This window comes from Polaromonas sp. JS666 (assembly GCF_900103405.1).
Lineage (GTDB): Bacteria > Pseudomonadota > Gammaproteobacteria > Burkholderiales > Burkholderiaceae_C > Polaromonas.
In genome coordinates, this window is sequence record NZ_FNHX01000023.1 from 1 (window position 1) to 14,524 (window position 14,524).

At 59.4% G+C, this 14,524-nt stretch carries 6 protein-coding genes and 1 pseudogene; 5 read left to right on the forward strand and 2 right to left on the reverse strand.

Features of this window, described 5'->3' with window-relative positions:
- The first annotated feature begins 280 nt into the window (after positions 1-280).
- Together BLQ85_RS23805 and BLQ85_RS23810 are read left to right on the forward strand one after the other, a co-directional pair.
- Positions 281-1,411 (forward strand): ABC transporter substrate-binding protein, encoded by a 1,131-nt coding sequence (locus BLQ85_RS23805; protein WP_083336979.1) that lies wholly within the window; start codon positions 281-283, stop codon positions 1,409-1,411.
- Between the two features lie 43 nt (positions 1,412-1,454).
- On the forward strand, positions 1,455-2,225 hold the full coding sequence (locus BLQ85_RS23810; protein ID WP_074580447.1) for an IclR family transcriptional regulator: 771 nt from the start codon (positions 1,455-1,457) through the stop codon (positions 2,223-2,225).
- 36 nt (positions 2,226-2,261) lie between these two features.
- Here BLQ85_RS23810 and BLQ85_RS23815 read toward each other — a convergent pair whose 3' ends face one another.
- Together BLQ85_RS23815 and BLQ85_RS23820 are read right to left on the reverse strand one after the other, a co-directional pair.
- A complete protein-coding gene (locus BLQ85_RS23815; RefSeq protein WP_074580448.1) occupies positions 2,262-4,130 on the reverse strand; it encodes a CocE/NonD family hydrolase in 1,869 nt (622 codons plus the stop codon).
- Positions 4,131-4,188: 58 nt separating this feature from the next.
- Positions 4,189-5,787 carry an ABC transporter substrate-binding protein gene (locus BLQ85_RS23820; protein WP_074580449.1) on the reverse strand — a complete coding sequence of 533 codons (1,599 nt, stop codon included), beginning with the start codon at positions 5,785-5,787 and terminating at the stop codon, positions 4,189-4,191.
- Positions 5,788-6,058: 271 nt separating this feature from the next.
- Between BLQ85_RS23820 and dbpA the strand changes: the two genes are divergently transcribed.
- The 3 genes and pseudogenes from dbpA to BLQ85_RS24940 form a co-directional block, all read left to right on the forward strand.
- Positions 6,059-7,489 (forward strand): ATP-dependent RNA helicase DbpA, encoded by a 1,431-nt coding sequence (gene dbpA, locus BLQ85_RS23825; RefSeq protein WP_074580450.1) that lies wholly within the window; start codon positions 6,059-6,061, stop codon positions 7,487-7,489.
- A gap of 596 nt (positions 7,490-8,085) precedes the next feature.
- On the forward strand, positions 8,086-8,742 hold the full coding sequence (locus BLQ85_RS24490) for a hypothetical protein (protein WP_139201109.1): 657 nt from the start codon (positions 8,086-8,088) through the stop codon (positions 8,740-8,742).
- Positions 8,739-14,524: pseudogene (locus tag BLQ85_RS24940) on the forward strand (hypothetical protein); the annotation flags it as partial. The gene BLQ85_RS24490 and the pseudogene BLQ85_RS24940, both read left to right, overlap by 4 nt.

Here is a 14,524-nt window from a genome sequence, read left to right on the forward strand (position 1 = left end):
TGCAGAGCGATCCGGCAGGCAAGCTCAAGCGCTTCCAGGCAGGCTACTCCTACAAGATGAGCAATCGCACGTCGCTCTACGCCTTTTATGACCGCCAGGACCCGAACAACCGCGTCGCCAACGACGTGATTCGCGTTTACGGCGTCGGCATTCAGCACAACTTCTGAGCACCGCAGGAACCGGCCTGAACGTCCGGTTCACAAAGCCCGCCTCCGGCGGGCTTTTGTCATCAATAACAGAAACGCCCCGGACGGGCTTCATCATTCGGGAAAGCATAGCCATGTCGATTAAACATTGGATCAGCACAGGCATTCTGGCGACAGCCTGTGCAATCGCCTCATCAGCTCCGCAAGACATCGTGATAGGCCAGGTCGGCCAGCTCAAGGACCCGGCCTCCGCTGCGAGCCAGGTCAAGGTGGGCGTGCAGTTGTATTTCGATGCGGTCAACGACCGGGGCGGCATCAACGGAGCAAAGCTCAAACTCGTCACCAAAGACCGAGGGCCGGAGGCCGCGGACTCGCTGGAAAAAACGAGGGAGATCCTCCAGGAGGAGAAGCCCGTGGCACTCATTGGATTCTCCGGAACAGCCCCTGTTGAAGCACTGGTTCGGGAAAAGGTGTTGGCCGCGGCGGGTATCCCCCTGGTAGGGCCTCGAACGGGCGCCGTCTCGCTTCATGAGCCGGTGAATCCCTGGATTTTTCACACACGCGCCAACTATGCCCAGGAGGTGCAGAAGATTGTGTCCCACATGGGCATCATCGGGCACAAACGCGTCGCGGTTTTCTACGAGAAGAGTCCGTTCGGGGTTGAGGGCTACGATCGGGCGCTGCGCGCCATCAAGGGAAAAAACCTTCAGCTCTCCGGGACTGCGAGCTACGAATACGGCACGACCGATGTCGGTGAGGCGGTCGCAACCATCCTCAAGGCCAAACCCGATGCGGTGATTTCAGTGGCGACAAGTGCCGCGACCGCCGAGTTCTACAAAAGCTTCCGTCAAGGCGGAAGCTCGGCGTTTGTCGTTGCCCTTTCGGTCACCGATGGCGCCGCCGTTGTGAAAAGAATCGGCAAGCAGGCGGCCTACGGATTGGGCATAGCGCTGGTTGTTCCCGACCCGTCCAGCAAGACGTCCATCCTCGTCAGGGAGATGCAGGAAGATCACAGGAAATATGGTGCACCGGGGTCTGACCTGACCCTGGCGGTGACCGAGGGCTACATCGCGGCCAGGGTGTTGGCCGAAGGCCTGAAGCGCACCGGGCCAAACCCGACTTCGGCAAAGATCAAACGATCGCTGGAGTCATTGAGGGATCTGAACCTCGGCGGATTCACCGTCAATTTTTCTCCTGCAAATCACTCGGGCTCGTCGTATGTCGACATCATCGTATTGAGCCCGGACGGTAGAATGCTCCGCTAATTCCAATATAACCGCCGAAAGCAAATCGGCGTCAAAGAAGGCAATGGACTATAACGTCGCGTCGGTAGATGAAGCACTCGGCTTATTGATGCTTGTAGCCCAGAACCCGGGGTTGGGCGTGACCGAGCTTTCCAAAAGATCGGAAATCACCAAGGCCAGGGCGTTCCGCCTTCTCAGCACGCTGGAGCGGCGCGGTTTTGTGCAGCGATCAGGTGACGCCGCGACCTACCACCTGGGCTACAACGCACTGCTTGTGGGCCTGGCCGCCGATGAGCAGGTCAGCCTGGTCAGGCAGGCCGGCAAATACCTTCAGCAACTGGCCAGCCAGTTCAACGAGATCGTCCAGATTCGCGTGCGCGACGGCTTTGAGTCGGTCTCCGTCGCCCGGTGGGACTCCACCCATGACGTGCGCATCCACGGGTCCGTCGGCATGAGAAGGCCTCTTCACGGTGGTGCATCCGGAAAAGTTCTGCTGGCCTACGCGCCCACGGAGTTTTTGAACGAGTTCTTTGCCCAGGACTTCCAGAAGTTCACCCCCAACACCATTGTTCAGCGCTCCAAATGGAACGAGGAGCTGATCAAGATCCGAAAACAGGGCTATGCCACGTCCCTGGGCGAAATCGCAACGGAGGTCCTCTCCATTGCGGCGCCGGTTCGCGACGGTACGTCAAAAGTCATCGCAGCCATGGCGATCTCGATTCCTGCAAGCCGCATTACGCCCAAAGGATTGGAGAAACTGGCCAAGCCGCTGTGCGCAGCAGCCGACGATCTTTCGGCGGAGCTCGGCTACCGCGCCGGCGCATCCGCGGCCTGACTGCGGTGCGAGGCCTCAGGCCCTCGCTTCACTTGATCAAGAACGCTTCGGGATCACGGGGAGCACCACGTGCGATGGATACCGGCCGCTCATGTGCACCTTGTTGAGCGCCGTTCTGCTTGTCGTTGCCTGGGCTTCGGGATCCCCGGTGTTCGGGTTCACGTCAAAGTGCGGGAAGTTGCTGCTTGAAATGTCAACCCGGATGCGATGCCCGGCCCTGAAAAGGTTGCTTGTGGGAAACGCCTCAATGCGTATGGGGTAGACCGTCCCAGGCGTCATCAACTCCGGGCTCTCCCATGAGTCCCTGTACCGCACCCGCAAAATCCCGTCGGTGAGGTTCATCGCAAAACCCTCTGGATAGTCTTCGTTGGCCGGGTAGACATCGACCAGCTTGACGGTGAAATCCGTGTCGGGGCAATCGGACGACACCCACAGATTCGCCACCACAGGCCCTGTGATTTCAATGTCTTGAGACAGAGGGTCGGAGGAAAAGGAAAGCACGTCATCACGGTCCGTCAAGGGGCGGAACGGTTCCGCGCAGCCAAAGAAGCGCTCATCGGTCGTCTGGTCAAAGGCGCCGGCCAGTATCCCGGGGGGGCGAGAAACCACGCCGCCGCCCAAAGTGGGCACCGGGTTTTTCGGGTCGAAGCGATACTGCAGAACGCCGGCTTCGCCCTCCGGGATGGCGAGCGAAAGTGAACGATTGGTGTGCAGGTGGTAAGGCTTGTACTGCGCGTCTGGAATCGGCCAGTCCTGCTCGGAGCGCCAGCAGCCGCCGTGGTCAAGGCGTCCTTCGGCATTTTTCCGGCCGGACCCGCCTCCCATCACAAACAGCTTCACCGGGGCATCGCCTTCGTTGGTGGTATGGCCTTTGAGCCAGCGATCGAACCACTTCAACCGGGCCTCAAGAAAGGTCGCCGCGACATGCTGGCCGAACGTGGATTGCTCCCCGAAATCCACATCGCCCGAATAGCTTAACCAGCGGTTGCCGTGCACCCAGGGGCCAAAGACGAGCTGCACAGGTGCACCCATCTTTTTGAGGTTCATGTAGTTTTCAGCCGCAGTGCGCGTATAGACGTCGTACCAGGAAGACATGTGAACCGTGGCCACGTCTTTCAGGTGATGGTAGAAACCTTCCGCATAGATGCCGGGCTGCTTCCAGTATTCATCGAACGAGCCTCGTTCCCATTGGTCGAAAAGAAACTCCTCATACTCGGGTGTTTCGGAAAGCGGGGAGTTCCCGCGGCGCCACGGCATCCTCTTGAACCAGTCATCGACGTCGATATGCTTCAGCGTGCTCGCGACGGCTGTGTTGCCCGACCTCTGGGCGATGCTGGATGCGAAGAGGACGGCCCAGGCCGCCTGCTTCAGCTCATAAGCCCCGCCCTGGCGAATACCGCTCTGGTAGCCGTTCGAAAACCCGCCGGAATCGACATACATCGCCACCAGGCCGGGCGCGCCGGTGGACGCCAGTGCCATTTGTGTATGTGCCGCGTAGGAAAGGCCTTTGGTCCCTATCTTGCCGTTGGACCAGGGCTGGCGGACTATCCATTCGCAGGTGTCATGGCCGTCGTTGGCTTCGCTGAGGTATTTGGTGAACGTTCCTTCGGAGCCGTATCGTCCGCGGCAATCCTGGTACACAACGATATAGCCCTGGGCGACGAAGTAGGTTGCGACCTCCTCCCGTGACATGGGGCCCGTGCTTCCCGGTTCGCGTTCAGTGCGGCTGTCGAGGTGCTTTCCGTATGGCGTACGTTCCATGATCACGGGAAATGACTGCCCGTGCTCGCCAGGCTCTTGCCTCGGCCGGTAGATGTCGGTGGCCAGCCTGACGCCATCCCTCATCGGAACCATCACATTGCGTTCAATCACCATAGCAAGATTGCTGAACGTCGAGTCTTTCATTTACTTCCCTGGTTTGGCGCGGATGGCCACGTGCCCACCGCCCTGTTCGTTGATCTGATTACTTCGAAGCCACTTCTTTGATGCTGCTCGCCAACGTGAGCCCGTCGCTGCGGGGGGCCATGCTCAGGCCTTTTCGCAATCCCCATGCAGCCTTGGCGTTGTGCACCGGTATGACGGCAACGTCTTCGGCGGCCAGCCTTGCGGCCTTTCGTTGCAGCTCCTCGCGTTCCTTTTCGTTCAGTGTCCTGGAGGCGGACTGGATCACCGCGTCAAACTCCTTGTTGCTGTAGCGGCCGTAGTTGTTGGCCCCGGTTCCCAGGGCCTTGTCATAGGTGGAAATAGAGGCGGTGTAAGGCTCCAGCGAATCGCCGAGAACCGCGCCGACGCCAAACATGGCCAGGCTGAACTCTGGCGCGCCACCCACTCCGCCGCTCGTCGCCCGTGTCACGAAATTGGCATAGGGGAGGGTCCTGGCGTCGGTTTTGATGCCGGCCTGGGTCAGCATCTGGGCAATCGCCTCGCAGACCCGCGCGTCGTTGAGGTAGCGGTCGTTGGTGCAATGCAGGACCACTTTGAATCCTGATGGATAGCCGGCTTCGGCCAGCAGCGCTTTGGCGCGCGCCGTGTCCGCAGCCTGAAGCTTTAGTGCCGGCTCATATCCAAAGAACCCGGCGGGAACGATCTGCGTTGCGGGTTCCGCATCGCCTTTCATGACGAACTTGTTGATGGCCTCCCTGTTGATGGCCGCCGAGATCGCCTGGCGAACTCTCTTGTCCTGGAAGGGGTTTTTGGCCAGCGGCTTGCCGTCGCTGCCGGTGACATAAGGCGACACCGGGCGGAACTGGTCCATGTGCAGATGGTTGAACATATAGGACGCGGTGGAAACCACGGACACCTTTTCGCTCTTCTTCAAGGTGTCGCTCAAGCCACCGGCGGCGCCGTCAATGACATCGACACTTCCGCCCAGCATCGCAGCGGCCCTTGCCGGTTCTTTGGGGATGAACTGGTAGATCACCTTTGACCAGGCGGGCTTGGCGCCCCAGTAGGCGTCATTGCGTGTCATGGTCACTTGCTGGCTTGGAATGAGCCCCGCGTATTTGAAAGGCCCGGTGCCCACCGCCGCTTTCCCGTTCTCGAAGTCCTCCTCCTTGATCTCCGCGCCGCTTCCCTTCGGAATAATGGCCACAAGGCCCACGTTTTCAGGCAGGGTAGGCGCTGATTCCTTTGTTTTGATGATGACCGTCAGCGGATCCTGTACCCGGACGCTGTCGACCGTTCTCAAATAGGTCTTGAATGTCCGCGGGCCGGCCAGCGCCCTGGCCCTGTCCAGTGAAAACTTCACGTCGTTGGCCGTCATGGGCTCGCCGTTGTGGAATTTGACGCCGGGACGCAACTTGAATTCCCATTGCTTGTCGTCTATCGCTTTCCAGGACAAGGCCAGCAGGGGAATGGGGTGCAGCTTTTCATCCTGGCCGATCAGCGAGTCGTAGACGTTCACCCACACGCTGCGGTTCGCGGCGCCCAGAACATGGGGATCGGCGGACGTCACTTCGGACTTGAATCCGATGCGTAAATCGGCAGCCGATGCAAGACCCGACAGCGTCATAGCCATGGCTGCCACCAGCAAGCGGCGCGGACCCGTTGATGTGATTCCCATTCTGATGCTCCAGTAAGTTAGGCCAGGTTGTCTTACAAAATAAGCGAAAATTTTCGTATCATTAAATGATACATTGTTTTGTTGTATGATACACGAACTGGATTCTTTTAGAATACCCAGCTCAGTTTGAATGGCTTTTCTGGGCAAGGGATGGCGCGCCGGTGTCAGCCGAGTGCATGTCTTGGCGTGATACGCCTCGCGCTGCTGCTGCCCGGCAGGAGCGCGAACCGGCGCCTGAAGGGCTTAAGTACCGAGCGCCGATAATCGGTAAATGAATATTCCCTCCAAGACGCCCGCATCTGGCGCAGCAAGCACTGACTTCAATACCCTGCCGCTGACCCCCGCCATGCTGGCCAACCTGCAGCAGCTCGGCTACCTCAGCATGACAGCTATCCAGGCGGCCAGCCTGCCGGTGGCCCTGCTCGGCAAGGATCTGATCGCCCAGGCCAAGACCGGCAGCGGCAAGACAGCCGCCTTTGCGATTCCCTTGCTGGCCAACCTCAACCCGCGCCGCTTCGCGGTGCAGGCCATGGTGCTGTGCCCCACGCGCGAGCTGGCCGACCAGGTGGCGACCGAAATCCGGCGCCTGGCACGCGCCGAAGAAAACACCAAAGTCGTGGTGCTGTGCGGCGGTGTGCCGCTGCGCAACCAGACAGCCAGCCTGGAAAACGGCGCGCACATCGTGGTCGGCACGCCCGGCCGCATCATGGACCACCTGGCGCGCGGCAACCTGAACCTCGAGGCGCTCAACACCCTGGTGCTCGATGAAGCCGACCGCATGCTGGATATGGGTTTCTTTGAGGACATCGTCACCGTCGCCAAGCAATGCCCCAAAGAGCGGCAGACCCTGCTGTTCTCGGCCACCTATCCCGAAGGCATCGCCAAGCTCAGCCAGCAGTTCATGAAGGCGCCGCAAACCATCACGGTCCAGGCCCAGCATGAAAAAACCAAGATACAGCAGCGCTGGTACCAGGTTCCCGACAGCGACCATGACGAAGCCCGCCTGGGCGCCGTCGCGCAGGTGCTGCGGCACTTCCGCCCGGCCAGCACACTGGCGTTCTGCAACACCAAGTCGCAGTGCCGCGCCCTGGTGGCCTATCTGAAAGACCAGGGTTTCAGTGCGCTGGCCCTGTTCGGTGAACTCGAGCAGCGCGAGCGCGACCAGGTGCTGGTGCAGTTCGCCAACCGCAGCTGCTCGGTGTTGGTCGCCACCGACGTCGCCGCGCGCGGCCTGGACATCGCGCAACTCGCGATGGTCATCAACGTCGACGTCACACCCGACGCCGAGGTGCACATCCACCGCATAGGCCGCACCGGCCGCGCCGACGAAGAAGGCTGGGCGATCAGCCTGGCCAGCATGGACGAGATGGGCCATGTCGGAAAAATCGAAGTGCTGCAGAAGGCCGAGTCCGAGTGGCACAAACTGGTCGAGCTGACACCCGAGAGCAATGAGCCACTGCTGCCGCCCATGGTGACCCTGCAGATCGTCGGCGGCCGAAAAGAAAAAATCCGCGCCGGCGACGTTCTGGGCGCTTTGACCGGCGAGGCCGGCTTCACGCGCGAACAGGTCGGCAAGATCAATGTCAATGAGTTCTCGACCTATGTTGCAGTGGATCGCCGCATTGCCGCCGAAGCACTGAACAAACTCTCCACCGGCCGCGTCAAGGGCAAGAGTGTGAAGGTGCGCATGCTGGAAGATTGAGGGCTGGGGCGTCACCGCTCGCGTGACACGCCTTCCATCTTGCGCCAGTCTGAATGCCGGCATCCTGTCGCGCCTCTAATGCGAGCTTTTGCTTCGCCTGATTTTCGCTAGCGAGCATCCTCCGAGGGACATCTGCGCCCTCCGCATTCAATCCCGTTTTTTCATTCGCACGCATGAGCTGCGCAGGCAGGCGCGCGCCTGACTGGGTCTGTGTCCACGCTGAAGTTTGTGTCCATTCTCTCTATGAGGGAAGCGTATGCGCGGATGTTTAAACACTATTGGCGTGTTTCCCCGCATGTCTTTACAGTCCGTCCCCTAGTGCGTTGCAAAGGGAGAAGGTGTGATGGTTTTGAGTCAACCGCCGATGGCATGGGAAGGCATGCTTGAGCGCCAAAAAAGCAGAAGCATTCGATGAAAGATGTTTTTCTTTTCGTCCCGATAGTGGCATGGATTGCTGTTTGCGGGTGGGCCGTTGAAAGACTCGGTAACCTGATACCCGACCGGTCCTTGCGCTTGCTGACCAAATTCCTGTTGTTTGTGCTCTTCGTCACGACGCCATTGCTTCACTTCCTGGGAATATCTGCTGGAGCCTCGGCATGAACCGCCGCACCTTGTTGATGGCTGCGGCATCCACACCATTACTGGGCGGATGCCTGTATGACCGATGGTTTGATCTTGAATGGAATGAAGAAGTGCAGCTGCACGATGGACGCGTGATCGTTGTGCATTTGAAGAATACCTATGAACGCATCCATCAAGGATTCAAGCGGTACGGCGGCACCATCATGTCAAGAGATACGACGCTGACGTTTGATGCCGGCGGAACAACCGGCAAAGTCACCCAGCTGTTCAAAGGATTTGGACCTTCCCTTCTTGATCAGCATGGGGGCGCATGGTACGTCACGCTGCGAGGGGGATCTTATTACCGCTCCGAGGAAATACCGGGGCAAGACTGGGGGCGCTATCCCTCGCTTAATTGCGACGAGGTAGCGAAGCTTGTGGGTACTCAATTTGTTCCCATCCGAATCCACGACTTGCCGCAGGCGCTGCGCGAGCCAAACATGTTGCTATATGGCTCAGCCGCTGAGCACGCCCAATTTCATGGGCGACTCATATCGCTAAAAGACAAGGAGGATTGGTTAGTCAAACATCCTCTTGGCTCAGGTCATGTCAACACTTGTCGCCCGCGGGAGAAGGGCACAAATTCAAGCGGCCCTTCTACACCAATCAATGAAACAGGAGGCTCGAATTGACACAGCCATTCGAGTACGCAATGCTATCAGGCGATGCCTACAGCGACACCAGACAATTTAATAAGAACGACGCCCCTATCCCACAAGGATGGACCGAGTTAACCAAATACGCAATCTCAGGATCCGGCCCCAATGCCAATTTTCTCGGCAGCGGTTTTAGCGCCCGGGTCTATCGAGACGTGACGGGCGAAATTGTGATCGCCTACGCGGGCACGCAGTTTGGTGGTTCAGGCGCGGGGCAAGCCGGCGACTGGCTCGCGGGCAATATGCCCTTGGCTGTCGGCCTGCTAGGCCCGCAAGCTGTTGCGGCGGCCGAGCTTTACCAAAGGGTTGTTGCCGATCTCGGCAACAACATCACCTTTACCGGGCATAGCTTGGGTGGCGGCCTGGCCGCCATGATGGCCGTGTATTTTGATCGGCCTGCCAAGGTCTTTGCGCCGGCACCGTTTGGCAAGTCCGCCGATCCCACGCAATACGCCTTGGGCGCCCTGGGGCCATTGGCCGCCATCAGGGCCAAGCTTTTTGCTAATGCTCTGATCGACCCCCATCTGGGTGGTATTCCAGAAGCCTTGGCCGACTTCAGCCCAGGCGGTGACTACACCGCGCGCTCGGCCAAGGTCCAGGCCTGGGCCGTCAAGGGCGAAATACTGGAAAAAACGCTTTTCCTCTTGCCCTTTATCGAAACCTCGGGCACACGCATTTCGCTATTCACTGCCGGTGAAACCGAACTGGGCATGACCGCCAAGCACAGCATTGATTTGCATGCCGCGGGCTTGATGAGCCCGACCTTTAACAAGTGGGCCGCCACCTTGCCGAGTGCCCTGCCGCTGGTATTTGACAGAACTTTCTATGCGGTGGATTTGATTACGGGCAGAGAGCAGGATTTTTTGGTTTGGCTCAGCCGCAATCAAATCGGCGTAGCGGACACTGCCCCCAATGCAATGCTCAGCCACTTCGCCAATGACCTGCAAAAGATGGGCGTCAATATGGCCGGCCTGAGCCGGGCCGCGCAAGATGCGCTGACCGCCCAAGGTATCGAATGGTATTTTTGGCAAGACGGCAACTATGCAGGCCAGGAGTTCTTCACCCAAACCGGGAATCTGTTGCAATACACCTCTGCCCAGGGCGCAGGCCTGGAGGGGGCGCAGAACAAAGCGATGCGTTACGTGGACACTTGGCTAAATTCCGTTGCCACTGCGCATGGAACCTTTGCCGAGCTTTCCAATTACGACCAGTGGAATGTTGTCAGCGGTAATGAAGGGGCCACTGCGATCGCCAAAGACGGCGGCAAAACGCAGATATTCATAGGTGGCGGCGGAGGCGACACCTTGATCGGCGGCAACACCGCTGACACCTTCTATGCGGGCGGAGGCGACGACACCTTGAACGGCGGCGCCGGCACCGACATGCTTGCCGGCGGAAATGGCAACGACACCTACCAGTTCACAGGAGAATTCGGGGCCGACACGATCATCGACAGCGATGGCCAGGGCCGCCTGGTGGTAGACGACAACACGCTGAAGGGCGGCAAGAAGGTGGAGGGGCTGGACAACGTCTGGCGAAATGCGGAACAGGGATATACGTTCGTGCTTGCGGGTGGCGGCGCTGACCGTGGCCTGCGCGTCATAAAAGACAACAGCCTTGACGCCATACGTATCAAGGGCTGGCAGGACGGCCAGCTTGGCCTGGTGATGGACACTTCTGCCGCGCCGCCGACCGTCGTTCAGCATATCTACAACGGGGATCAGCGAGGCCCGCTGGTGGGTGGTGTTTATGACTGGTCGTCCACCCATTGGGGGGACGATGGCGGCTTGATAGGTGGTGTGGCGGAAGAGAATTTTTATGATGTCATTCTTGGCACACGCGACCGCGACCTGATCAATGGCCTGGGCGGCAAGGACGTGCTGCAAGGGTGGCTGGGGGATGACGAGATCAATGGCGGCGAGGGTGACGACCTGATTGCCGGCGGGCCCGGCCGCGACCTCATCCATGGTGGCGCGGGTGACGATGTCATCATGGGCGCCGGGACTTTTTATTATCTCGACTACAACCCGTATTCTTATTCGTCGGTCCAGGCATGGAATCCCGTCTTTGGCGTGAACGCCCTTGCGCAAGTCCAGTTTGACCCGGCTGGCATGAATCAGTGGATCAATAGCGCACAAACCTGGGTTGATCTCACAAGCCCCGATCCCGACGTTATCAGTGCGGGCGATGGTGATGACATTGTTTTTGGCTCAGGCTACGACGACGTCGTTGCCGGTGACGGAGACGAGGACCTGTTGTGGGGCATGGAGGGCAACGACATCATGGCTGGCGGCGATGGTGGCGACATCCTGGTCGGCGACGTCGACGGTGTTGACTATGCCCAGCGACGATCTTTAGGTAGCGACGTCCCTTCGATCATCTACGGCAAGGATTTCCTGGATGGCGGCGATGGCAATGACGTTTTGCTGGGAGGCGGTGCCGGTGACGCACTTTACGGAGGAACCGGTAACGATCTGTTGTCCGGAGACGGCTCCTCCGGCCTTCTCCTTGACGGCAACTACAGCAATCACCTCGTTTCTCCAGGCCAGCAGGGTGACGACTTCCTGGATGGCGGTGACGGCGACGATACGTTGATGGGGGCTGGAGGGAATGATGTCCTGATTGGCGGAGCCGGCATTGACATGCTGGACGGCGGGACTGGCAATGACAGTTTTTCGGCAGGCGCGGGCGATACAGTGGTCGACAGCGAAGGCACTGACGCCCTGATACTGGCGGATGGCTTGCCTGTTTCCGTGACAACTGACAATGCCGACCTGTTGCTGGGCTACGGCAACCTAGGCGCCATGCGCATTGTGGATGCGCTACGGGGAAGCATCGAGTTCATCGACGGCATTCGACTGGGCGACTGGCTCAAGGAGCATCTGAATGAGGCCGTTTATGTGGAGTCGAGTGGCGAGGACCAAAGTCTGAGCGGCGGATCGGGCAACGACATCTTGGCAGCCGGGCACGCGCGCGTTCGACTGTCGGGAGAAGCCGGCAACGATGCTTACATTGTGGATCATGTCGGTGTCATGGTGGTTGAGGAGGCCGATGACGGGACGGACACCGTGCAGAGCGCTCTCAGCCATACCCTGGCCGAAAATGTTGAAAACCTCACCCTCACAGGAACGGCGGCCATCAACGGAACCGGCAACACGTCGGATAATGTTTTGATCGGCAATGCGGCCGCCAATGCGCTGACAGGAGGTGCCGGCAACGACACGCTCAATGGCGGTGACGGCGACGACATGCTGTATGGCGAAGGCGGCAACGACTTGCTTTACGCCAGCCGCGGCAATGACACCCTGGCCGGTGGCGATGGCCTGGACACTTACGTGCTGAACTACAGCGCCGACTGCAGCAATGTGCTTGATGACTCCGCCGAAGGCTCGGTCATCAAGTTGGGCGCGGCGGGCATGAAGTTCGAAGACCTGTACGCCGTGCGGCGAGCCAATGACTTGTTGGTCGAAGTGCGCGGCACTTCAGCTTCGATGCGCATCAAGGACTATTACGCTTCCACCCAGACCTCCTGGGTGTTTGAGGACGCGCAGGGCAACACGACCACGGGCGAGGCGCTGGTGGCGGCCAGCCGGCCTGAGTGGACTTTGTTGCAGGCGGATTTGCTCAAAGATTTCCAGTCCAGCGCCCTGGGCTCGATTTCACAAAGCTACCAGGACAACGGCTATACGCAACGCGCTGATGGCTCTTGGTATCTTCCGATCTACACATTGAGCTTCTCGTCGTACTATGCGGAAAAAATCGAGCACGCGATCTATGGCCACCAGTTGATGGCAAACCTGAACGTCGTCTGGTACACGCAAACTTATTCCACTATTTATGCCGGATGGGAGGGTGTAAGTACGGCGGGCGTGGCCGAGGACACGACGGTCACCGTCTCTACCCAGGCGAATATCGTTGATGGCAGCGACATCGTGCTTCAGTCGTACAGCCAAAGCGCCAGTGACCAAGCCGCGTGGGGCTCGGTGCGGTGGGCGCTCGGGCAATCTGGGCACAACGAGACACCGTGGGTGAGGGAATTCTCGTATTTCTGGCCCTACGAAGATCCCACCGAAGTCATATCCAGAAGCTCACGCTACGAGATGACCTATGAGTCGCACGACGGGACTAATACTTCCCTGACATTCCAGGATCCAGGCGCCGCTGCGGTTTCCGGGAACTTGCCAGACTACGTTGCAGTCAATTTCGTTCACAACCAACACAGTTTCAACCTCGGGCCATCCCTGCTGGCTGATGGCGACCACACGGTCTGGGCCGATGAGAATTCGGCCGTCATAGGCGGCGTAGGCAACAACGTCATCCACGGCGCCGGCTTCGCCTACGGCGGAACGGGCAATGCTCAGCTGATCGGCGGTGGCACCTTGATGGCCGGCACGGGAGACCAGTATCTGCAGGGCGGAAAGATCATGGCGGTGGGCGACGGTCACGACACGGTGGTCGGCCGGACCGGCAGCCATATTCTGGTGAATCCGGACAATCAGGGCATAGACCTCATTGGCTATGACTTCAATCCTGAAACGGATGTTGATGGCATGGGACGGTCTTTAACCATCGGTGCCATTTACCAGGCCATGGGTTACCAAGACTGGAAAGAAAATTTCATCGGTGGCGGGAAGTTTTATTTCCAGGTTGTTGAAACCTTCTCCGGGTATTTTGATAGCGTCGAAGATGCGCGCGCCGCTTTCAATGTCAAGCCACGCTGGCTCACGTTCGACGAAGCGATGGCCCGCGACGACACGGAATGGCGCTATGTTGAGCCCCTGCCTGTTTTGTACACAACGCCGTATTCGTCGTTTGGCATTGGTCCCGGAAACGACTATCTCCCAAGCTCTTACTACGACACACACCCCGTGCCGGCCGTTGTACTGACCGCGAACAATTTCGCGGTGCTGCAGCCCTTGGCCGACGCTGACCTGATGCCCGGGGGCGTCGTGAGCTTCGGTCCGGGGCTTGCGCTGGCGGACCTGACTCTGTCCTGGGGCGAGGTCGCTGTGCCCCTGGACGGCGTGACGCACGTGACGCTCGATATTGTGTGGGGTACGGACCAGGGCATACGCATCATGATGCCGCGCACCGGCGATGCGCTGAACAGCGTGGTCCAGCAGTTTGAGTTCTCCGACGGCACGGTCAGCAGCCTGCTGGATCTGATCGTTTTGGCGCCACGCGCCCCGGATTTTGAGCGCACGCATGTGATGTCCGGAACGGCGGGCGCCGACAAGCTGATTGGAAGCATTGGGCGTGACGCGCTCTATGGTCTGGCCGGCAACGACACCCTGAATGGCGGCGCTGGTGCCGACATGCTGGTCGGAGGCCCTGGCGACGATACATACACGGTGGATAACGCCGGCGATGTGGTGGTGGAGCTTGCCGGCGAAGGCACGGATACGGTCAAGTCATCCATCGGCTACACGCTTGGTGCCGAGATTGAAAATCTGGTGCTCACTGGTACGGCGGCCGTCAACGGTGTCGGCAACGCCGGGAACAATACCCTGACAGGCAATACGGCCGCCAACACCTTGACGGGTGGTGAGGGCAACGACACCCTGAGTGGTGGCGCCGGCCCGGACACCATGATAGGCGGGGCGGGTAATGACAGTTTCACTGTAGATGACGTCCGCGATGTGGCGGTGGAGCTTGCCGACGAAGGTACGGATACGGTCAGGTCGTCCGTCAACTACACGCTCGGCGCCGAGATTGAAAACCTGGTGCTCACCGGCACGGCCGTCATCAATGGTGTCGG